Below are 20,260 nucleotides of genomic sequence, written 5' to 3'. Positions count from 1 at the left end.
CAGGATAAGCAGTGATAATATCTTGTTAAGCGGTAGTCGGTTATTTTGGACAGCCTGGCGAATAAGCTGTTGGGATGGACATATCGGCCCGCCACGAGCATCTTTCTCACCTCCTTCCTGGTGGTCTCTGTGATAGTATACTAAATCATACAATCATTGAAAAGCCCTAAAAGCCCTCGACCGCACTTGATATAATCGCCTAAATATGGTAAACTTAGAAACTAGGCGATGGGGGCGATCTGGTTTCGACGGGAGCGGATGAGACATAGGTCGCATGCCGAGGTCCCCGCAGGCCTCGTTAAACAGGCGGGAAAACAATAACTGCCGATACTGAACTCGCTCTGGCCGCCTAATTTGAGCGGCCCGTCTGCCCGTTCTTAAGCCTGCAGGGACGGAGCAGGCGTCGCTGAAGCAGGCTTTGCTGTTCGATCCTGCCCGGAGGTCGAACAGCGAGATCGCATCCGGGCTGGCCGATGAGTGGTCTTGCCTATGGGGCTCTCATCGGCGAGAGATCAAACATAGGCTAAGCATGTAGGGACCTATGTCGCAGCGCTTCCGGACGTGGGTTCGATTCCCACCGCCTCCACCATGTCTTTCGTTTAAAACCCTTCCTCGACCATTGACATGTTCCTACTCCGATGATACACTACATCCTGCTCGGGTAATGACCACAGATTGTAATATAAGCGATTCGCTCTTATTTCCCTTAAGTGTAGCGGTTATCCATGAGTAGGGGCGAGGAGGAAGGAAATCCGTTGCACGTTCAACGTTTAACGTTGTAACGTTTTTCCGTTCTGGTTCCTCGTTCCTTTTCGCCCTGAGAAATAAGCATTTCTGGCCTCTCAGATCTCCGCTACACTTAACGATAGAAGGGGGAAGATGATGGCGGGAAAGTATAAGGTTTGTCTCGTCGGATGTGGACGGATGGGGGTTACGATAGACGATGAGGTCAAAGATCGGCCCAATAGCTTTCTCTACCTGCCTTACTCGCATGCCGCCGGCTATGCGGCCGTGGAGGAAACCGACCTCGTCGCCGTCGCCGATATAATCCCCGAAAGGGTTGAGGAGGCGCAAAGGCGGTATAATGTCCCGCGCGGATATACCGGCTGGAGGGAGATGATACTGAAGGAGAAGCCGGACATCCTCAGCATAGCTACTCGCCCCGGGAACCACGCTGAGATAACGATCTTCGCCGCAGAGCACGGAGTTAGGGGGATCTACTGCGAGAAACCGCTCTGCTGCTCGATGGAGGAGGCCGACGCCATGCTTGAGGCATGTAGAAGGGCGAAGGTCAAGTTCAACTACGGAACTCAGCGCAGGTATACCCCGCTTTACGTGAAGATGAGGGAGATGATCGAGATGGGGGAGATCGGAGAGGTTCAATGTGTCATAGCCCATTGTGGTGTCGGCGCTGCGCAGTGGGGGCACACCCATACCGCCGACATGATTATGTTCCTCGCCGGCGATCCAGAGGTGGATTACGTTCAGGGGACGGTCTCGGTGGATGAAAGGGACTTCGATGATAACAGGATAGAGTCCGATCCAGGAATCATGTTGGGTTTCGTGAGGTTTAAAAACGGCGTGCTCGGTTATATGGTCGCTGGGACAGGATACGAGTTCGAGGTCAGCGGATCGAAGGGCAAGCTCAGATCGCTCAACAACGGCCTCTCATGCCAGATGAGAAGAAGCAACGAGTGGGGCAAACTAGAGGAGGTCCCATTCCCTCAATTCCCGCGGGAAAGCGGGACTGTGGGGTGTATCAAGGATCTCATCGATGCCGTCGAAAATGACCGACCTGCCTCGGGGGATATAGAATTGGCGTGCAGGAGTCAGGAGATGATCTTCGGTTTCGTGGAATCACATAGGCTTGGAGGCAAGCGGGTGAAGATGCCGCTCGAAAACAGATCACTGCGCGTATGCCGACCTGACTGGTAATTTTAACGGGTCTTGCCCTAAGCCTTCCGCCTTGGTATAATATAGCCGTACAAAGTCACGAGAGGTTCGTTGATGGGTCGATCCACAGGGGAAAAGCTCTTCTCCTTTAACCCTTTTAACGGGGAGCTTATGGGAGAGTTGCCCATCTGTGGAAGCAGGGAGATAGAGGGGTGTATCGCTAAAGCCGAAAGTGCGTTTCGCCGGTGGAGGCTTATCCCACTGGAGCAGAGAGCGAAGCAGATACTGGCGCTGAGGGATGTCATTCTGGAGAAAGCTGAGGAGATATGTGAGTTGATAACGAGGGAGACCGGGGAACCGATTTCGGAGACCATCCTCACCGAGATCTATCCCTCTCTCGAATCCCTCAGCTATTATGCGGAGATCACGCCGCGCGTCCTGGCAGACGCTCACGTGGAGTATAGAAATCGCCTGAAAAGCCGCAAGGTCGGGCTAAACCGATTCGAGCCGATGGGCATCATCGGCATCATCTCATCTTGGGTTTTCCCCTTCTCGATTCCCATCTCCCAGATCGTCCCCGCCCTTATAGCCGGAAATGCCGTCATCTTAAAACCCTCTGAACATGCCTCGATCGTCGGAATGAAAATCAAGGAGTTGTTCGAAGAGATTGACATTCCCGACGGATTGGTTTCCGTGGTGACCGGTGACGGTGAAACGGGAGAAGCCCTCGTCAGCTCCGATGTGAACAAGATTATCCTCGTGGGCACAACTCAAACCGGACGAGCGGTCATGAGGAAAGCCGCTGAGAGGTTACATCCTGTTACGCTTTTCCTCAGCAGTAAAGGGACGGCTCTTGTGATGGAGGATGCAAATCTGGATAGAGCCGTTAAGGGGATTCTCTATGGAGCCTTTCTCAACTCCGGTCAGGCATGTGGTAGGATAGAAAGGGTTTACGTCGCCCGAAAGATCTATGACGACTTCATCGTGAGGCTAGCCCTGATGATCAAATCGCTCAGGATGGGCAATCCGATGGATCCCGATGTTGAGATAGGTCCGCAGACCACGCCGAGAGGGATCGAAAGGTTGCAGAGGCATCTCAACGACGCCCTTGGGAAAGGCGCCAGGGCCCTCGTCGGTAGAGGATACCTGAAGGAGGGGGGGATGTTCTTTGAGCCGACCCTCCTAGCTGATGCCAGTGAGGAAATGCTCGTGATGCGTGAGGAGACCCTTGGTCCCTTGCTTCCTGTTGCCCCCTTCGACGATCTTGAAAGCACGGTTGAGAGGATAAACGAGACCTCTCTCGGCCTGCACGTTAGCGTCTGGACATCTGACCCGAAACTGGCCATGAAGTTGAGCAACAGCTTCAGAGCTGGCACCGTCTGCGTCAACGACGTCATCTTCACCCTCGCCGAGATCGAATGCCCATGGGGAGGGATGGGGCTGAGCGGCATGGGTAAGATGCATGGGGAATATGGGCTCAGGGAATCCTGCTTTATAAAACACATAAGCTATGACGATGGGAAACGACGCTCCATGCCGTGGTGGTTCCCATATGATGAGAGATATCGGAATCTCATGCTCGCCTCCTTAAGCGGGGGACATGGCATGCTTCCCGATTTCCTGCCACGTTGGCGTGATTTTCTCAGCAGGAGGTTGAGGTGAAACCGAGGGTTATAATCCTCAGAACAGCCGGCACTAACTGCGACTACGAGACGGATTACGCCTTCAAACTCGCCGGCGCTCGGACGGAGCTCCTACACGTAAACAGACTGATCCGAGGGGAGAGGAAGCTGAGCGAGTTCGATATCCTGGCGATACCCGGTGGGTTTTCATACGGGGACGACATATCCGCCGGCGTGCTCCTGGCCAATGAGCTTAGATACAAGCTACGTGATCAGGTATATCGCTTCATCGATGAGGGCAAGCTTATAATCGGGATCTGCAACGGATTCCAGGTACTCGTTAAGGCCGGCCTGCTCCCCGGATTTGAAGGGATGCGCGGCAAACAGCTTGCCACCCTTCATCTTAACGATTCTGCCAAATTCGAATGCAGATGGGTCTATCTTAAACTTGAGACCGATAGATGCGTTTTCACGAGGGGGATCAAGGAGAGGATCTATCTGCCCGTGGCCCATGCCGAGGGTAAATTCGTCGCCCCGAACGATGTGCTTGACAAACTCGATCGGGACGGTCAGGTGGTCTTCAGATACGTGGGGCTGGACGGAAAGCGGGGAGGTTATCCGTACAACCCGAACGGGTCGATGAGAGATATAGCCGGCATATGCGATCCGACGGGAAGGATATTCGGGTTGATGCCTCATCCTGAGCGGTTCCTATGGAGGTATAATCATCCTCGCTGGACAAGGGAGAAGCTTCCCGAGGAGGGAGACGGGTTAGCTATATTCAAAAACGCCGTGCGGTACTGTATGTAATTCAATGAGGTGGAAGATGGATGTTATCTGTCTGGGCATATTCGTCGCCGATGTATTGGCCAAACCGATAACGAAGATACCCGATCGGGGGAAGCTCGAACTTTTCGACGAGATGGAACTCCACACTGGAGGCTGTGCCAACAACACCGCTATAGGTTTGGCGAGGCTCGGTATATCCGCGGGGGCGATGGGCAAGGTGGGTGAGGACGGCTTCGGCGACTTCGTCATCAACAACCTCCGGAGAAACGGCGTCGATACCAGAGGGATAAGGAGAACAGATGAGGCTAATACCTCTCTCACCTTCGTCATGATAGCGCCCGATGGCGAGCGTTCCTTCCTCCACTATATAGGCGCCAATGGAACGATAAAACCTGAGGACATCGACTTCGGTCTGATAGGCGAAAGCAGGATACTTCACATCGGCGGTTTCTTCCTGATGCCCGGGTTTGACGGCGAGCCGACAGTTCAAGTCCTTAAAAAGGCCAAGGAAATGGGGGTAACCATCTCGTTGGATACGGCCTGGGATTCTAGGGGCAACTGGATGAAGCTGCTTGAACCCTGTCTGCCGTATGTGGATATCTTTCTACCGTCGATCGAGGAGGCTAAAATGCTGAGCAGTAAGGAGGATCCTGAGGAGATAAGCCTGTTCTTCCTGGATTACGGGATCGAAATCGTCGGCTTGAAGATGGGGGAGGAGGGAAGCTACGTCAGGACGAGGGATGAGGCCGTGCGCGAGCCGGCCTATAAGGTTAATGTGGTCGACGCCACAGGCGCTGGTGACGCATTTGTCGCCGGATTCCTGGCAGGGTATATCATGGGGTGGGATTTGAAGAGATGCGTGAGATTAGCCAATGCCACCGGCGCGGCATGCGTTACCGCCATAGGAACCACGGCCGGGATCAGAGATCTGGATCAGGTGTTGTCGATAATCCCCGGCCCCAAAGATAGACATTGACATTGGCCTTTAAACATGGTAAATTTAGGATTAATTCGCTGATAAGGCTTTTCACGGGAGGCTTTGAGGTGAAGGCTAAGATATCAATCGGGTATGATCTGGGAGGCACGAGCTGCGGGATAGGCCTCTTCGATATCGAAAGCGGGGAGTTGAAGGCCTCTGATGTACACAAGGTCGATTCCACCCTTCCCGGTAGAGAGATATTCAACGGGATATGTGAGGCTACTGAGAGATTGCTGGAGGAAAACGACCTTGCTAGGGAAGATGTTGGAAGCGTGTGTTTCGCCACTGCCGGCACGCTGGGACCGAAAGGCGCTAAAGATCCATCTCAGATCGAGCATATCCTGATAAGCCCGAACATACCCGGGATGAACAGGTTCCCGTTGAAGGAGGAATACCTGAGGAGATTCCCCGGCGTCTTATTTCTGCTGGAGAACGATGCCAACGCGGCCGGATGGGCTGAATGGTTCTATGGAATCGGCAGGGATGAGAAGGTCAGGACGCTCGTGGGCTTCACGTTGGGCACGGGGCTTGGAGGATATATCATAGTGGACGGCAATATGATTCGACCGGCAGAGCTGGGGCATGTGGTTGTGGATACCGACCCTTCGGCCTTTCAATGTGGCTGCGGCGCGAGGGGATGTGCTGAGGCTTACGTCTCCATAGGCGGCATGAGGAGGATAGCCAGAAAGATTATGATGGAAAACCCCGACTCCAAGCTGTGGGAGATACCGCCTGAGGATCTGGACCCACTCCCGATAGCGAATCTGGCGCGGGGGGGCGATCACGGCGCGCTACTTGTCTACGCTAAGGTGGGGTATTACCTGGGCAAACTGATATGGAACCTCAAGAGGGTCTGTGAGCCGGATGCGGTGGTGTTTTCAGGTAACATATCCAGATCTCTGGATCTGATGCTGCCGGCCATGAAAGCGGTCTTGAGTGAGGACACTCTCATCGAAAGTCAGCCTATAATCAGGGCGACCGAGCTGGGCCCCGATAAGGCCGGGATAATGGGCGCCGGTGGTCTGGCGATCATGTACTATAAACGGTCCCTTTGAAAAACTTGACACAGATGCCAACAAGTGGTATCTTAAATTGAGCTCAAAGGGGCCTGATAAATTAATAGGGTAAGGCAGGGCACGGCCCGAAATGAAAAATCCTCAAGGAGGAAACGTAATGAAGAAGGCACAAAGGTCACTGCTTAACCTATTACTGGTCATCACGGTCCTTACAGGAGGGATCTTCCTTTTAAACGGATGTGTCCCTCTAGGACCGCAGGAACCGTTGATGCCTGTTGTCGAGGGAGATGCTAAATTCTCCGACAGGTTTGAGCTTCAAGAACAACCGCAGTTTTACTATGACCTGTTCGGAAGAGCGCTGCTGGAAGGCAGCGAGGTATGGCAGTATATGGAGAAGAAGGAATTCGATCAGAAGGGCAACCTCTCAGCTGCATGGGATGGTCAGTTGGAGACCGACCGTTACGGCGCGCAGCTCGACCATACTATCCTCACCGAGGATACCTTCAGAGGAAGACATACCGAGTTCGCCATCGGCGACGCTATGAGGCTTAAGCCTGAAACCCTCTTCGCCTGCCCCTATATCATCCGCAAGACCGAGTTCGATGGGTTCAGATGGGATATCTCCTTCGCGCGCGAGAGGCATATGTTCACCTTCCTCAACTCACGTATCTCCAACCCGATCAGATTGCCCAGGGTTATCGTCGGGAACCAGGCCCTGGGCCAGAGTTTAGGGCGTCGAACCGGCACGGCCGAGGGAGATGGCGCCGCAACCTGGGTGGAGAGCGCTCATCTGACGGGTTTCCGTGCTCAGGGGATGTTGGGGGACATATTCAGGGTGGGATTCACGATGATCGACCTTGCCCGTAAACATCCCCAGCGCAGCGATAACCCATTCCTCGGTAGCGTCCCGAACACTCCGCCCTATAAGATCGTCCTCACATTCCGTGATGACTCTCCGGAGGACGGAAGAGCCGGAGCCGCCTTCGGCGGCATGAAGATCTATATCACAGAGCAGAAACGGGATGAGCAGGGCAACCTCCTGCCGGAGGAGAAGAAGCCGCCCATAGTGGTTAACTACGACGAGGTTGAGCCCACTGTCCTGCCTGACGGCACTCCCGATCCGGATAGCACCGGCGGCGAGCAGATCGGCGCCTGGACGGTGGCAAACGGTTTCGACTCCTTCCAGTACACGCTGGATCTGGAATCGCTCGTCGACGAGGGCGTCATCGAGGATATCAGAACGGTCAAATCGATCGAGTTCGAGATGACCCTCGCCGGTGACTACTACGTCGAGATCGTCGGCTACAGCCATGATAACGAGGGCGATGAGACCGGACCGTGGCTGCTGATGGATGAGTTCGGAAGGATCATTATGCCGTTTAGGGATGTCATCGAGGCTGAAGGCAACGTAGGTCAGGAGGGTGATTTCGTCGCTTCCTTAGAGAAGAGGGCAGCCATTGAAAACGATCCCAATAAGTGGAACAAAAAGGTAGTTCATTACAAATACGGCGCTGCCAGAGGCGCTATGCTGTATGGCGTGGATCTGGAGGGAACGATACCGAGGATCAACCTCTACGTCAACGCCGAATACGCCGTAAACGCCAAGTTCAAACAGTATCCGACGGTCTCCAAGGAGCATATAGACTTCGGCCTGCTTCAGACCTACGATCCGAACAACCCCAACGCCAAACCGCCCTTCTCGGTATGCGACGGCGAGAGGTTCGAGGCCAAACTGGGCGGCAAAAACAACGACTCATACGAGAAGGCCTGGTTCGTTCACCTCAAGGGCAGGTTCTCCGAGAAGATACTGGCTGAGGCGTCCTTCTATCACATAGATCCCGGGTATACCACCACCTATTTCGGCCTCGGCGCCAACACGGATCGAGATGAGACATATCGGCTTCCGAGAACAGGCGAAGCCCAGGGCGAAACCGCCCCGCCGATCGATGAGGGCAACTACTGGCTGATAGAGGACGACGACGATAACGATGACTGGCCGGACTCCGAGGACTTCGACGGCGTTCTGCCTCAGGCGGACGACCGCGACCAGAACGGAATCCTGGACTATCAGGAGGACTTCCTCCTGTTCGAGGCCGATCCTCCGATATTCTCCGATATCGTTGACCTCAACCACAACAGGGTTATCGATACACTGGAGGACGAGTACGAACCTGACTATCCGTACGGTATTGATAGGAAAGGGTTCCACATCATCGTCAACTACGATGTGCTGGAGAACCTCACCCTCAAGCTCGGATGGCTCAACGAGAAACAGGTCTCCTCTGAAAGGCAGAACAACACCAAGTATCTCCACATCATCTATCAGCGTGATATCCCCGATTTCGGCACCATCCGCTTCCAGAACCGGTTCGAGCGCGTCCACGACAGCATACCGGATTACGCCGTGACCCTATACGTTGGCGCCCTTGAGGCCACGGAGACGATGGACGCTTTGGACTTCTATAATGCACGCGTCAACACCACAACGCTGCAATTCATGTACACCGCCATCCCGAACCTGACCTTGGAGACCAAATACCTGCTTGTGCTGCAGAAGCAATATCAGCCTAATGACGCCGAAGCGATCAGGCTGGATGAGGATCCGACCGATGAGATAGACACGAGGATCGACTTCAGATATCCGGAACAGCAGGTCGAGGCGAGCGGCGGACTGAAGGAGTATCCCTTCTATCCCGATCCGAACTTGGTCTTCAACAGGGCGAACTGGAAGGACAGAAGATATCCCGAAAGAAGCATCCGCCAGAACACCTGGATATTCAAGACCAAGTATGAGATACCGCTCGGCAGTCTGCCTCTCATCGGGAAGTTGGGTGAGGACATAACGCTGACGCCGATGTTCAAATACATCTACATCCACAACTGGGACAGGAAACCGGAGGAGATGTATCAGCCCGAGGAGGGCGGTCCTATCTACGCCCTCAACTACAAGTTCTATGGGCCGACTCATCCGATGACGGATGAGTATCTGAGGTTCAACCAGAACTCCCGTGAGATCGTCGAGCTCCTCAGGCTGGACTATCAGTTCACCCAGCGGATGAGCATACTGGGTGGTTTCCAGTTCCGCAGGTTCATCAATAAGGACAAGTACTTCGAGAACTACCTCGATATATTCCGCAAGGCCCAGGGCGAAAACCTCAGGGTCTCCGACTTCTACAGGCCGACCGTTAAGACCAGGATACTCGAGATCCAGGCGATAAACAGAGGCGAATGGCTCGGATTTAACGTGGTCGTGCTTCTCGGTTTCAGACACAGGGTTGACCTGAAAACCCATGTCTCCGCTGACACCTGGTTCGTCAGGGCCCTGATGGGATTCTGATTTTATGGGGTAGGGGCGCAAGGCCTTGCGCCCCTACGAGGACCAGGCCGAAACTTTCCCTCAGTTTCGGTGTTATACTTTGATGGAATAACCATAAAATTCTAATGCCAAGGAGGAAAGGATGAAGAGATACACCTGGTTGCTCCTCGTTCTTCTCGTCTCCCTTCCGATCGCCTTCGTCATTGCCCAGGAGGCCGGGCAGGGAGAAACCGCTGCACCGGCTGCCGGCGGGACACAGGCGGCGACCGAGGGGACGACTGAAGAGACGGCGACGAAGGCAGAGGTCACCTCTGCTCAAACGGGAACCATAAAGGGTTCCGTCTTCGATACCTCTCCCCAGCGTAAACCCATCGCCGGTGCCACCATAAAGTATACAGGTCCCGGCGGCGTTTCGGGAGAGGTCACATCGGACGACGCCGGAAACTACGAGATCACAGGGCTGCCACCTGGAACCTACATCCTTAACGCCTGGCACAGGAAGTATGCCGAGAGGAAGAACCTGTCGGTCATAGTCACCCCTGGCGGCGAAGCGATATTCGACATCAAGATGCGGGAGAAGGACACCCCTGTAACCTACTTCAAGAAGATGGGTATAACAGCGTATCCTCTGGCCCTTTGTTCGATCCTGATGCTCACCTATATAATCGAGCGTCTCTACGCCTTCTATAAGGCGAGGTCAAGGATCGGCACCGAGCAGTTCGTCTCCCAGATCACCGAGGCGCTGCGCAACGACAACATCATGGAGGCCGTCTCCATATGCGAGGAGGCCGGCGGGCCGCTGGCGAACGTGCTGAAGGCGGGGCTTTTGAGATACAGCCAGGCGATGATCGAGGATAAGGAGATCACAAAGGAGGATATACAGGAGGCCATCGAAGAGGCAGGTCTGCTGGAGATACCTCAGCTGGAGAGGAACCTGGCCGTCCTGGGAACGATAGCGGTCATCGCTCCTCTGTTGGGGCTTCTGGGAACCGTTACCGGTATGATCAAATCCTTCACCACCATAGCTTTGGAAGGAACCGGTGACCCGCAGCAGTTGGCGGGCGGTATCTCCGAAGCTCTGCTTACAACCGCTACCGGTCTGACCATCGCCATCCCCACAATGGTGGCCTATAACTACTTCGATGCTCGAGTCAGCCGTTTCGTGCTGGAGATACAGCAGGTCTCAACGGAGATAATAAACTCGCTGCTTCTCGGCAGAAGCGGCGGTGGATCGGCGGAGGCGTAAGGGAGGATGATTTCCTCCCATTCCTCCGCCAGGAGGTGATGACAAAGTGCGAAGGACTGAGCAACAGACTATGAGGGGAGGCAGGCGCAGAAGAGCTCCCAAATTGGATATGGCCCCGCTGATCGACTGTGTGTTCCTCCTGTTGATCTTCTTCATGGTCTCCACAACCTTCGCCCCGATGCCGGGAATACGCGTTAAGCTACCTCCCCCGGGAAGACCCTCCAGCAGTAAGCCTAAAGGACTCGTCCTGCGCATCGCGGACCCTGAACCCGGCAACCCATACGGTCTGATGATCCTCAACGATCAGGTCGTTGACATGCCCACTCTCTTCCAAAGGTTCATCGAGGCACCGGCAACAATGAAGAAAATGCTGATCATCCAGTCGGGAAGGCAAGTTCTGCATCAACAGATCGTTGAGGTGATGGATCTGGCGAAACGGTCCGGTATAGACAAGATCGGGTTCGCGATGGTCGCAAGAGGACCATAGGAGAGATAGCCATGAGGGGAATGTTTCAGCAATTCCAGGAGAGAAAAAGAGAGGAGATCGAGCTCCCGATAGCCCCGCTGATCGATTGTGTGTTCCTCCTGTTGATCTTCTTCATGGTCGCCACGATCATGAGGGTTAATCCTCCTTTCTCCGTCGATCTGCCAAGGTCACAGATGAAGGAGGAGTTCCCCCGAAAGAAGTTCAATCTGTTCATCGGGCCACAGGGTCAGATAGCGCTAGATGATATGCAGCTCAACAATCTGGATGACCTGGACAGGCTCCTCTCACAGAAGGCACAGTACATTCAGACCCTCATTATAAAGGCCGATAAAACTGCCAAACACGGTGTGGTCATCGACGTCATGGAGAGGGCTAAGCAGAGAGGGATAGATTCGATAGCGATCGCCGTTAAAGAGGAATCCCAACAGTAGTAAAGGGCCATCCAGGAGCTAATATAACTTGTGGACAAGGGCGAAGCGTTCTTTCACCTTTAACGCTTCGCCCTTGCTAATATAGGGAGTCAGGCTGGGGAGCGTTGAAGGAGAGATAATCGTCTCGGCGGGGTTAAAACCTCGCCAGTTTCTTTTTCCTTTCCCAGTAATATCTGAAGTTTTCGTAGGGCACGTCAGGCGGTATGTATCCGCCCTTATCCAGAATGGACCCGATTCGCCTTAGTTCCTCGTCTATCGCGTCCCTGCCTTTCGCCAGCGCTCTCTTATCTATCCCGCCCATCATCAAAAGATCCCTGCCGTATTTCCTTCTCAACTTTACAACATCCATCCCCGCCGCCACCTCCATCGGATAGACGCCGTTTACACCGCATTCAAGCCATAGCGGTATGAGCTCTTCGACGTTTGGGGCCAGGGCCCCCACTCCCATAGGGGGACCCTGTCGACCGGCTCGAAATGCATCAGCCTTTGAAACCTCTCCTTATGAGTCACAGCTCCACAACCTCCCCTGTCATGGCTGATCTATTGGCCGCAAGGGTCACAGCAAGGGATTTAACGGCGTCCTCAAGCGGAGATCTTATCAGGTCCCTCCTTCCATCCTCAACGGCCTTGACGAAGGCAGCGTTGAGCTGATAGGTCGGCTCAACCTTGGCCTCGATCCTCTCCCTGACCACTTCTCCGCCGACCCTCTCGAACTTCTCCATCGTATTGCCCCTGATCCTTATCAGGAGCTCATCGGCGATCAGATCTATGCCGGTGTTATAGGGGATTCCGGGGAAGAGCGCGTAGGTGGCTGAAAACGATCCCGGCGCCCCGTTCTTGAATCGCATCGTCACCGAGTAAACGTCCCAGTTGTTGAACCCCTCCTGTCCGGCCCTCGTCTGTAACGAGTAGACGGCGTAAACCGATTCGATATCACCTCCGAACATCCTGAAGAGATCTATCAGATGCGTGGCCTGTTCCACGATCTGTCCTCCCGCCAGATCCCTATCCTGTATCCATTTGACCAGCGGCGCCGTCCAGTAGTAATACCCCACAGCCATTCCGAAGGGCCTATTCTCAAGTATCCTGAGCACCTCATCGCAGATATCCAGATATCTGAGCTGATATCCGACGGAGCAGATCACCCCGTTTTCCCTGACCGCCCTGAGCATTCTGCCGGCATCTTCCATACTGAGCGCTATCGGCTTTTCGACCAGTATATGACATCCCTTCTCGGCGGCGTATTCGACTTGTTCGGCATGGACGAGAGGAGGCGAACAGATGTGAACGGCATCGAGTTTCTCCCGATCCAGCATCTCGCGGTAATCGGTATAGGGAGTGGCGTTGAACCTCTGCGCCACCTCCTCGGCTCTCTCCCTCTGGATATCGCATATGGCGGCGATCTGAGCCGATTTTATCTTTGACAGCGCCCCCATATGTCCCTGGGCGCGTCTGCCAGCGCCTATGAAACCTATTCTCATCCTGATACCTCCTCTTCAATCGCCGCTTTTTGAGAGTTGATCTCCCGAATCTTAGCCGGATCGAATTTCGGCCTGCGATCATAAGTATGCAGACCGTTGACCTCCTGCTCTATATCGTAAAGCTGGGTGTAGCAGAAGCCACACATCCGTGGATGCCTGAGAAGCGCTTCGGTAAGCTTGCGGTATCGATCCAGGAACTCCTCCTCGCTCCTGGGACGATCACCATATCCCCACCCTTTCTCATCCTTCTGCTCCGGATTCCACCACGTTCCCCCATATTCGCTGACCCAGTAAGGCTGTCCCCGATAAGGCGCGTCTCGATCCGGCCTGTTGCGCCATGCCTCGCCGCCCTCAGCAAGGGGCTTGAACCTCGATGCGAAGCTCTCCGGATTTTGATCGTAACAGTGGACATCGTAAAGATCGGTTTCAACGTGTGTGTAACCGCTCGTGTCTATCACGAGACGGGTTGGATCGACCTGTTTCGTCACCCTGTAGACCGTCCTTATGAACTCCGGATTTTGATCCGCTGGCGTCTCATTGAACGGACACCAGCCTATAATGGCCGGATGATTTATATCCCTCTCAAGCACCGTCAGCCATTCGACGAGGAATCTCTCCAGTGAGGCGGGATTAGAGTGATCCAGGCCCCAGTTGGGGAATTCTCCCCAGACCATATATCCCAATCTATCGGCCCAGTACAAAAACCTCCCCTCGAACACCTTCTCGTGAAGCCTTGCCCCGTTGAATCCCATCGCAAGCGATAGTTCGATATCCCGCTTAAGCGCCTCGTCCGAGGGAGCCGTGTAGATCCCATCCGGATAAAATCCCTGATCCAGAACCAGACGCATGAAAACGGGCTTACCGTTGATGGTAACGGCCGGACTTTTGATACCTACCGATCTAATTCCGAAGTAGCTTCTCACCTTGTCTATCACCTCTCCGTCCCTCTCAAGGGTGAGGGTCATATCGTAGAGGAACGGATCCTCGGGAGACCACGGCCTGATCTCAGGTGGGGAGATGATGAGGGAGGCCTTATATCCGGGGCAATTCGTCCGCGTCTCCAACACCTTATCACCGTCCATGAAGATCTTGGCGATGAGAACCATATCGGTCTCATATCCGTCGAGTTCGACGTTCACAAGCAGGGAGCCTTCCCCCATGATCGGTATCATCCGCAGACGGGAGATATAGGTATGGGGCACAGCCTCAAGCCAGACGGTCTGCCAAATTCCGGTAGTCCGGGTGTATACGCAGCCGTGAGAATGATAGGCCGTGGATTGTTTGCCGGTGGGCTGGAGCGGAGAGCGGGTGTCATCCTCGACGTAGACCACGAGGGCGTTTTCGCCGCTCTTCACCGAATCGGTGATCTCAAAGGTGAACGGGGTATAACCGCCTCTGTGAGATCCGATCTCTTTACCGTTGAGGTAAACCCGTGTTCGATAATCCGATGCCTCGAAATGAAGCAGGATACGTTTGCTCTCCCAGCTCCGGGGTATCTCGAAGGTTCGACGATACCAGACGGCCGGGATGAAATCTCTATATCCCACGCCCGAAAGCGGGCTTTCCGGGGGGAACGGCACCAATATCTCACCCGATAATCTCTCCGCATTCGGCAATCCACGATCGATCCCTGAACGGCCCGGGTCCATCTCGAACTGCCAGATCCCGTTCAGGTTCAGCCAGCTTTCCCTTTCAAGCTGGGGTCGTGGATATTCAGGCCTTGGGATATCGCTCATAACACACCTCCTTGGATTTTCTATCTTCTCCTGAACCGCGATTCCAGTTCCTTCCGAGATAATCTTATGATCGTCGGCCGCGAGTGAGGGCAGTTGAAGGGGAGCTCCGTCCTTGATAGATCGCTCAGCAACCGTTCGATCTCCTCCTGTGACAGCTTATCCCCCGCTTTAATCGCTGACCGGCAGGCCAGGATCACGAGCATCTCCCTGATCATCTCAGTCCGACTGACCTTTCCCAAACCGGTTCTGATCCTCTCAAGGATCTCGACGAGCGCCCCTTCGATCTCCGAATTTCCCAGGGATGAGGGAACACCCCTAACCAGCAGGGTGTTGCCTCCGAATCGCTCCAGATCAAATCCCAGGCGCGAAAGCAGTTCGACGTTCTCCGAGAAGGCCTCGATCAGGTTAGCGGGCAGATCGATCGTGATCGGCATCAACAATCCCTGAATCGCTATCCCGCCCCCTTCAAACTGGGAGATCAGCCTCTCGTAGATAATCCTCTCAGAGGCGGCGTGTTGATCTATAATCACCACCTCATCGCCCGATTCGGCCAATATGTAGGTATCGAACAATACTCCCCTGATGGCCAGCTGGTCGAACTTCAACCCACCGAGCTTCAGATCTATTCTCTGATCCTCCACCGAGGCCCTGATATGGGGTGCTAGGGGGATCTCCTCCTGAGCGACGTTTGGAAGATCAATCTCCCCGCTCTCCCGCTCCATCCGCTCCTCGCTCACCGCCTGAGAGGTGGAACCCGGCACGTATAGACCGCTGTGGATCCCCTTATTTAATATCCTGACGATCTGCGAGTAGACCGCTCTCTCATCGCTGAATCGAACCTCCATTTTGGTCGGATGGACGTTAACGTCGACGTGGCGCGGGTTCATCTCGATGAAGATGAAGGCTACGGCGTGTCGTTCCCTGGGGATAACGGCGCGCAACGCCTCATCTAAGGCAGCAGCTATAAGTCTGCTCCTTATCGGTCTGCCGTTCAGGAAGAAGAGCTGATAGCTTCTGTTCGGCTTGGTGAAGTTCGGATTGCCCACAAAGGCGTGAAAGGCCATGTTGGGAAGCTCCTCGTGGATTTCAATCAAATTTTCTGAGAAGCTCTTACCATATATCGCGTATATCCTTTCGGCGATCGTCTCCGAGGGCGGGAGGTCCATCACCTTCCTCCTGTTATGGGTGAGCCTGAAGAGAATATCGGGATGAGCCAGGGCATTCCAGATGAAGATGTTGAGTATGTGACGGAACTCGCTTGGCTCGCTCTTGAGGAATTTCGCCCTGGCGGGGAGGTTGAAGAAGAGATTGGACACCCTCACCCTCGTGCCGACCGGGCATCCGATCTGACCGACCTCCTTAACCCTGCCGCCTTCGACCACGATCTTGGTTCCGGATAGATCCCCCGCCGTTCTGGTAACGAGCTCCATCTTTGAGACCGAGGCGATGCTGGGGAGGGCCTCACCTCTGAACCCAAGCGTTTTGATGGCGGCTAGGTCTTCGGCCGACGAGATCTTACTTGTGGCATGTCTGCGGATGGAGAGCAGAGCGTCCTCCCTGCTCATCCCGATCCCATCGTCGGCCACCTGAATTAGCTTCTTGCCGCCGGATAGAACCTCCACCTCGATCGATCGGCTTTCGGCATCGATTGAGTTCTCCATCAGTTCCTTGACGACAGAGGCGGGCCTCTCCACCACTTCGCCGGCGGCGATCTTGTTCGCTATCTCCTCCGGAAGAACCCTGATCCTCAAAAGATCAACTCCTCCCCGGTTTTCTCCTTCTCCTTGAACCCATAGACCTCTATCTCCGCTACTTTGGGAACTCCAAGCTGAATATTGGGATGAATGAAGATAACATCCCTGGAGACTTGCCCCGGTATAAGTTTGTCCTCCCAGGTTTCGCCCAGTCGGAACATGAGTTTATCCGTATGGGTGAAAACGCGCAGTTCCACCGTCTCCTTCCGATTCCCTTTTACCTTGACTATCTCCTTCCACTCGTTCTCGCCCAGCGACGTGTAGACGATGAAATCCTTGACGTTTATATTTCTGAGGATTATCTTGTGAATGGTGAACTTCTTCGGAAAGGAGATTATGATTTGGCGCGAGACCCCCACAGGTGTGTTCACGTCGCCGTCGATGAGCCTCGGCTCAGAACACTCCGTCCCGGGGTATCGGGCGTAATTGTCGCTCCACTCCTGTTCCTTGAACAGCTCCCTGGCGATCATCATCGGATAGCACCCTGCTATCGCCATCGATAGAACGGCTATGAGAAACACCCCAGATCCCATAGAGATTCTCATCTCCCTTGAGCCTAGCGCCTGTCCCAGACCGATCATCCGCGGACTACCGACCGCTGCCCGCTGCAAAAAACGTCGGACGGCGGACTGCCGACTGCGGACGTTAACCTCAAAATCACGGTCGAATCCCATGAACCTCATCCTCCCTTAGGGATCGATATACCGAGCTTCCCCTCGATGGTCCTCCATCTAGCAGGATGGGTCTCATCGGTGAAGACGGGAAGAAAACCGAGCTTTAGATAGGTCTTTATGGCCGGTATCCTGAAGTCATCGGTATGGAGCGTAGCATATTTAAAGCCATGTTCCCTGAACCAATACAGCGTTTTCAGAACCAGCATATATCCTAATCCCTTACCTCTGTGTTCCTCAAGCACGCCCACCATATGCACGTAACCGGCCTCCTTTTCCTCCGGTTTCTGCTGCCAGGCGCAGGCGGAACCTACAGGTTTCCCCTTCCATGTCAGGAAGAAGAGCCTATCGGGTGAAAACTGAGGTTTTTCGATGATCTCCCTCCTGCATCGCTCCGGGTCTGAGCCGCCGCCTATGGTCTTGCTTATTATATAGGACCATGCCGCCTCATCCCCGGGCCGATATGTACGTATTCCATATCCCGGAGGAAGCCTTATCTCAGGCAGATCCTCCAGATCTGGCCTCCTCATAAACAGTTGGCTCAAAATCTCACCCCAGATCCAGAGTGAAGTTCTCGATCGGATTTTCCCAGAGCAGCCTTCTGGCCACCCATAACGCCTGATCTTCCGTCAGATATCCGTCCTCGATCTTTTCGGCCAACACCTCGGCGAGTTGTCTGAGGTAAAGCCTCACCTTGGCGACGCTCCACTCGCAGTAGTAGCTGTCGGAGAAGAAACCGTTGGTTTTGACTATCGGCAACATCTCTATCCTCTCACGCAGCATCTGCTTGATGTAAACCGGGTAGAAGGTGTACCACCAATGGCCCGAGACAACACAATTCGGGAAGATCTTGGCGTAGACGGTCAGCTCATGCAAAAGTATGGTGTTCAGAATGCAGATGTCGAATCGGACGTCGGGGTATCTGTTCAGCGCATCCCTCAGGGTCTTGATCATATTCAGATCGGTCGAAAGGGCGTCCCGATCCTTGAACACCCTTCTATCGACGCCGAGCATGAGCTGGAAAGGCATGCTGAACTCCTTACAGAATTCCACCAGCGTATAGAACAGATATGAACGCAACGACAGGAGTTCACCGTCGGATATGGGCTTGCCCGAGAGGACGTCGTCGTAGATCTTCTCAGCGGTCACCTCGGCGACCGGCCAGGCGGTGAAGTCAGGCGGAAGCGATATCGCCACGGAGACTGCGCCCTGATCTTTGAACTTCCCATATACCCTTCCGATAGCCTCCTTCAGATCCCCCAGGCAGCTTATAGAGATACCGGACGCTTTCTCCAGCCTCCGAGTGGTTTCCGGGAAGTGAATCTGGTTTATCCAGGGATCTATCCTAAGGGTTGGTATGAACATCTCCCTATCATATCCTGAAAATTCCTCGTCGAACTCTATCGTCAGAAAGGCCCTCTGGATATTGAGTTTCTCCTTGAGCACCTTTCTGTACCATCCCTCCTCCTTAAGCCTTTGATTGGCGATATCGTAAACCCTCTTCCAGTTGCTCTCATCCAGTATCACGCCGTCGAAGTCGAAGAGTTCCTTGAAGATCTGCATCAATCCCCAGACGGTAGTGGTATTTTGAATTCTGGGGAAGTAGGGGAGGATATTTTGGATTCGCTTTTCGGGCGGCAGTTCCTCGCTTATAAGCTCTCTCGGCATCCCGGCGCTTTCCAGCTCGGTGGCGATATAGTGGTAGAAAATGATATCAGCCAGATTCTCGGCGGACGGCTGATACCATCTGATGTGGGTGTGACAATCGATGATGGGGAACCTCGATATCTCATCGAGCAGGTCTCCGATCAGTTTTCTATCGGCCATCTCTTCACCTCCAGATCTATAACAGATGCTCCATCCCCAACTTCCTGCAGATCCTCTTCGATCCCGGAAGCCTAGGACAGAGCTCAAACGCCTTTTTGAGAGTCATCCGGGCGTTTTCCATCTGGCCGAACTCGAAGTAGAGCTCAGCCAACTTCTTATACGCCCAGGCGATCTGACGCTTCGATCCGCCCAGAAAGATCAACTTCTGTATATAGAGGAGAGATAGCTCCGGAACGCGGGATTGTGTCAATAGACGTGAATAGATCCTCTTGAGCCTTGATATCACCTCTTCGGTGAACTTGTTAAAATAAGGCCTATATCGTTCATGCTCTAAAGAGCGTTCGTATAGCCTCGCTGCCTCCTCATATCTGCCAAGCGATTGATATGCCTCGGCGAGCAGAAATTCGCAATCGCGCGCATCGGGATAATCCATATGCTCGGTCAGATCCAGGTTCCCTTTCTCGCCCGTGAGTCCCTCGTATATCCGAATCGCCTCTTCGATCCTCCCCGAAAGCAACTCGGACAGGATGAGATCGAATTTGGATAGCTTAGCCGGAGAACCGGTTCCGTTTCCCCCGTGGAAGCGAGTCACCCGACGATCATACTTCGACAACACCCGATCGTAAAAGGCCCGTTTACGATCGTCCATCAGCGTCTCATAGGCGGCGATGATCGCCCTGAACTTTCTGACGGCTTCCTCCTTATCCTTCGGATTTTTATCAGGATGAACCTGTTTGACCAGCCTGCGAAACGCCCTTTTGATCTGAGCCTTGGTGGCCTTTCTATCTACACCGAGTACCTCATAGTGATCGATCATAGCCTGCACCCGAACACAAGCGAGGTAATCTAAATTATATTGGGAAAATCCACTCTTGTCAAATAACACTGATGTAACGCAGGACTTCTCAAAAGTTCATGGAGCGTAAGACGAGGAAAATCTAGGCAACATAAGGGTTTTGAGCAAATTCGCGATAGATTAGAGCGCGAATTTCCTCTGAATCACTTATGCCAT

The 20,260-nt window shown here is 53.9% G+C and carries 17 protein-coding genes and 1 other RNA gene; 10 read left to right on the top strand and 8 right to left on the bottom strand.

Translation table 11 applies throughout. From position 1 onward, the window contains the following. The first annotated feature begins 230 nt into the window (after window positions 1-230). The 10 genes from ssrA (at window position 231) to J7M22_01345 (ending at window position 11,779) form a co-directional block, all read left to right on the top strand. Window positions 231-589: a transfer-messenger RNA gene (gene ssrA, locus J7M22_01390) on the top strand. Window positions 590-882: 293 nt separating this feature from the next. Continuing rightward, a complete protein-coding gene (locus J7M22_01385; GenBank protein ID MCD6505254.1) occupies window positions 883-1,935 on the top strand; it encodes a Gfo/Idh/MocA family oxidoreductase in 1,053 nt (350 codons plus the stop codon). A 72-nt stretch (window positions 1,936-2,007) separates the two neighbouring features. After that, window positions 2,008-3,555 carry an aldehyde dehydrogenase family protein gene (locus tag J7M22_01380; protein ID MCD6505253.1) on the top strand — a complete coding sequence of 516 codons (1,548 nt, stop codon included), beginning with the start codon at window positions 2,008-2,010 and terminating at the stop codon, window positions 3,553-3,555. Beyond that, window positions 3,552-4,325: a phosphoribosylformylglycinamidine synthase I gene (gene purQ, locus J7M22_01375; GenBank protein MCD6505252.1), complete on the top strand. Its 774-nt coding sequence runs from the start codon at window positions 3,552-3,554 to the stop codon at window positions 4,323-4,325. The genes J7M22_01380 and purQ overlap by 4 nt, the downstream gene beginning before the upstream one ends. A gap of 4 nt (window positions 4,326-4,329) precedes the next feature. Continuing rightward, window positions 4,330-5,280 carry a sugar kinase gene (locus tag J7M22_01370; protein ID MCD6505251.1) on the top strand — a complete coding sequence of 317 codons (951 nt, stop codon included), beginning with the start codon at window positions 4,330-4,332 and terminating at the stop codon, window positions 5,278-5,280. Window positions 5,281-5,348: 68 nt separating this feature from the next. After that, complete coding sequence (locus tag J7M22_01365) at window positions 5,349-6,338, top strand: ROK family protein (GenBank protein MCD6505250.1); 990 nt, start codon at window positions 5,349-5,351, stop codon at window positions 6,336-6,338. 118 nt (window positions 6,339-6,456) lie between these two features. Next, window positions 6,457-9,636, top strand: coding sequence for a hypothetical protein (locus J7M22_01360; protein MCD6505249.1), 3,180 nt, complete (start codon window positions 6,457-6,459; stop codon window positions 9,634-9,636). A gap of 121 nt (window positions 9,637-9,757) precedes the next feature. After that, window positions 9,758-10,861, top strand: coding sequence for a MotA/TolQ/ExbB proton channel family protein (locus J7M22_01355; GenBank protein MCD6505248.1), 1,104 nt, complete (start codon window positions 9,758-9,760; stop codon window positions 10,859-10,861). Between the two features lie 46 nt (window positions 10,862-10,907). Continuing rightward, window positions 10,908-11,348 (top strand): biopolymer transporter ExbD, encoded by a 441-nt coding sequence (locus J7M22_01350; GenBank protein MCD6505247.1) that lies wholly within the window; start codon window positions 10,908-10,910, stop codon window positions 11,346-11,348. Window positions 11,349-11,359: 11 nt separating this feature from the next. Beyond that, complete coding sequence (locus J7M22_01345; protein ID MCD6505246.1) at window positions 11,360-11,779, top strand: biopolymer transporter ExbD; 420 nt, start codon at window positions 11,360-11,362, stop codon at window positions 11,777-11,779. Window positions 11,780-11,912: 133 nt separating this feature from the next. Here the strand turns inward: J7M22_01345 and J7M22_01340 are convergent, their stop codons facing one another. The 8 genes from J7M22_01340 to J7M22_01305 are packed head-to-tail and all read right to left on the bottom strand — an operon-like array spanning window position 11,913 to window position 20,065. Beyond that, window positions 11,913-12,227: a hypothetical protein gene (locus J7M22_01340; protein MCD6505245.1), complete on the bottom strand. Its 315-nt coding sequence runs from the start codon at window positions 12,225-12,227 to the stop codon at window positions 11,913-11,915. Window positions 12,228-12,285: 58 nt separating this feature from the next. After that, the gene (locus tag J7M22_01335) at window positions 12,286-13,260 is read right to left on the bottom strand and encodes a Gfo/Idh/MocA family oxidoreductase (protein MCD6505244.1); all 975 of its coding nucleotides are present in this window, start codon (window positions 13,258-13,260) and stop codon (window positions 12,286-12,288) included. Next, on the bottom strand, window positions 13,257-14,996 hold the full coding sequence (locus tag J7M22_01330) for a beta galactosidase jelly roll domain-containing protein (GenBank protein ID MCD6505243.1): 1,740 nt from the start codon (window positions 14,994-14,996) through the stop codon (window positions 13,257-13,259). Before J7M22_01330 ends, J7M22_01335 begins: the two co-directional genes overlap by 4 nt. Before the next feature lie 20 nt (window positions 14,997-15,016). Next, window positions 15,017-16,747: a DNA mismatch repair endonuclease MutL gene (mutL, locus tag J7M22_01325; GenBank protein ID MCD6505242.1), complete on the bottom strand. Its 1,731-nt coding sequence runs from the start codon at window positions 16,745-16,747 to the stop codon at window positions 15,017-15,019. Continuing rightward, on the bottom strand, window positions 16,744-17,424 hold the full coding sequence (locus J7M22_01320) for a hypothetical protein (GenBank protein ID MCD6505241.1): 681 nt from the start codon (window positions 17,422-17,424) through the stop codon (window positions 16,744-16,746). Before J7M22_01320 ends, mutL begins: the two co-directional genes overlap by 4 nt. A 5-nt stretch (window positions 17,425-17,429) precedes the next feature. Next, window positions 17,430-17,966: a GNAT family N-acetyltransferase gene (locus tag J7M22_01315; protein MCD6505240.1), complete on the bottom strand. Its 537-nt coding sequence runs from the start codon at window positions 17,964-17,966 to the stop codon at window positions 17,430-17,432. A gap of 4 nt (window positions 17,967-17,970) precedes the next feature. Then, complete coding sequence (locus J7M22_01310; GenBank protein ID MCD6505239.1) at window positions 17,971-19,248, bottom strand: glucuronate isomerase; 1,278 nt, start codon at window positions 19,246-19,248, stop codon at window positions 17,971-17,973. 16 nt (window positions 19,249-19,264) lie between these two features. After that, window positions 19,265-20,065, bottom strand: coding sequence for a DnaJ domain-containing protein (locus tag J7M22_01305; protein ID MCD6505238.1), 801 nt, complete (start codon window positions 20,063-20,065; stop codon window positions 19,265-19,267). Window positions 20,066-20,260: the final 195 nt, after the last annotated feature.

It is taken from the genome of Candidatus Poribacteria bacterium (assembly GCA_021162805.1).
In the GTDB taxonomy this organism is placed as follows: Bacteria; Poribacteria; WGA-4E; order B28-G17; family B28-G17; genus JAGGXZ01.
The sequence above is the reverse complement of the archived record's forward strand: the minus strand, read 5'-3'. Positions and strand labels throughout refer to the sequence as shown.

Excerpts from the sequence above, each read along its gene's own strand:
- J7M22_01385 (MCD6505254.1), top strand. The coding sequence starts at position 883 with ATGGCGGGAAAGTATAAGGTTTGTCTCGTCGGATGTGGACGGATGGGG.
- J7M22_01380 (MCD6505253.1), top strand. The coding sequence starts at position 2,008 with ATGGGTCGATCCACAGGGGAAAAGCTCTTCTCCTTTAACCCTTTTAAC.
- J7M22_01370 (MCD6505251.1), top strand. The coding sequence starts at position 4,330 with ATGAGGTGGAAGATGGATGTTATCTGTCTGGGCATATTCGTCGCCGAT.
- J7M22_01360 (MCD6505249.1), top strand. The coding sequence starts at position 6,457 with ATGAAGAAGGCACAAAGGTCACTGCTTAACCTATTACTGGTCATCACG.
- J7M22_01355 (MCD6505248.1), top strand. The coding sequence starts at position 9,758 with ATGAAGAGATACACCTGGTTGCTCCTCGTTCTTCTCGTCTCCCTTCCG.
- J7M22_01345 (MCD6505246.1), top strand. The coding sequence starts at position 11,360 with ATGAGGGGAATGTTTCAGCAATTCCAGGAGAGAAAAAGAGAGGAGATC.
- J7M22_01340 (MCD6505245.1), bottom strand. The coding sequence starts at position 12,227 with ATGGGAGTGGGGGCCCTGGCCCCAAACGTCGAAGAGCTCATACCGCTA.
- J7M22_01335 (MCD6505244.1), bottom strand. The coding sequence starts at position 13,260 with ATGAGAATAGGTTTCATAGGCGCTGGCAGACGCGCCCAGGGACATATG.
- J7M22_01330 (MCD6505243.1), bottom strand. The coding sequence starts at position 14,996 with ATGAGCGATATCCCAAGGCCTGAATATCCACGACCCCAGCTTGAAAGG.
- J7M22_01320 (MCD6505241.1), bottom strand. The coding sequence starts at position 17,424 with ATGGGATTCGACCGTGATTTTGAGGTTAACGTCCGCAGTCGGCAGTCC.
- J7M22_01310 (MCD6505239.1), bottom strand. The coding sequence starts at position 19,248 with ATGGCCGATAGAAAACTGATCGGAGACCTGCTCGATGAGATATCGAGG.
- J7M22_01305 (MCD6505238.1), bottom strand. The coding sequence starts at position 20,065 with ATGATCGATCACTATGAGGTACTCGGTGTAGATAGAAAGGCCACCAAG.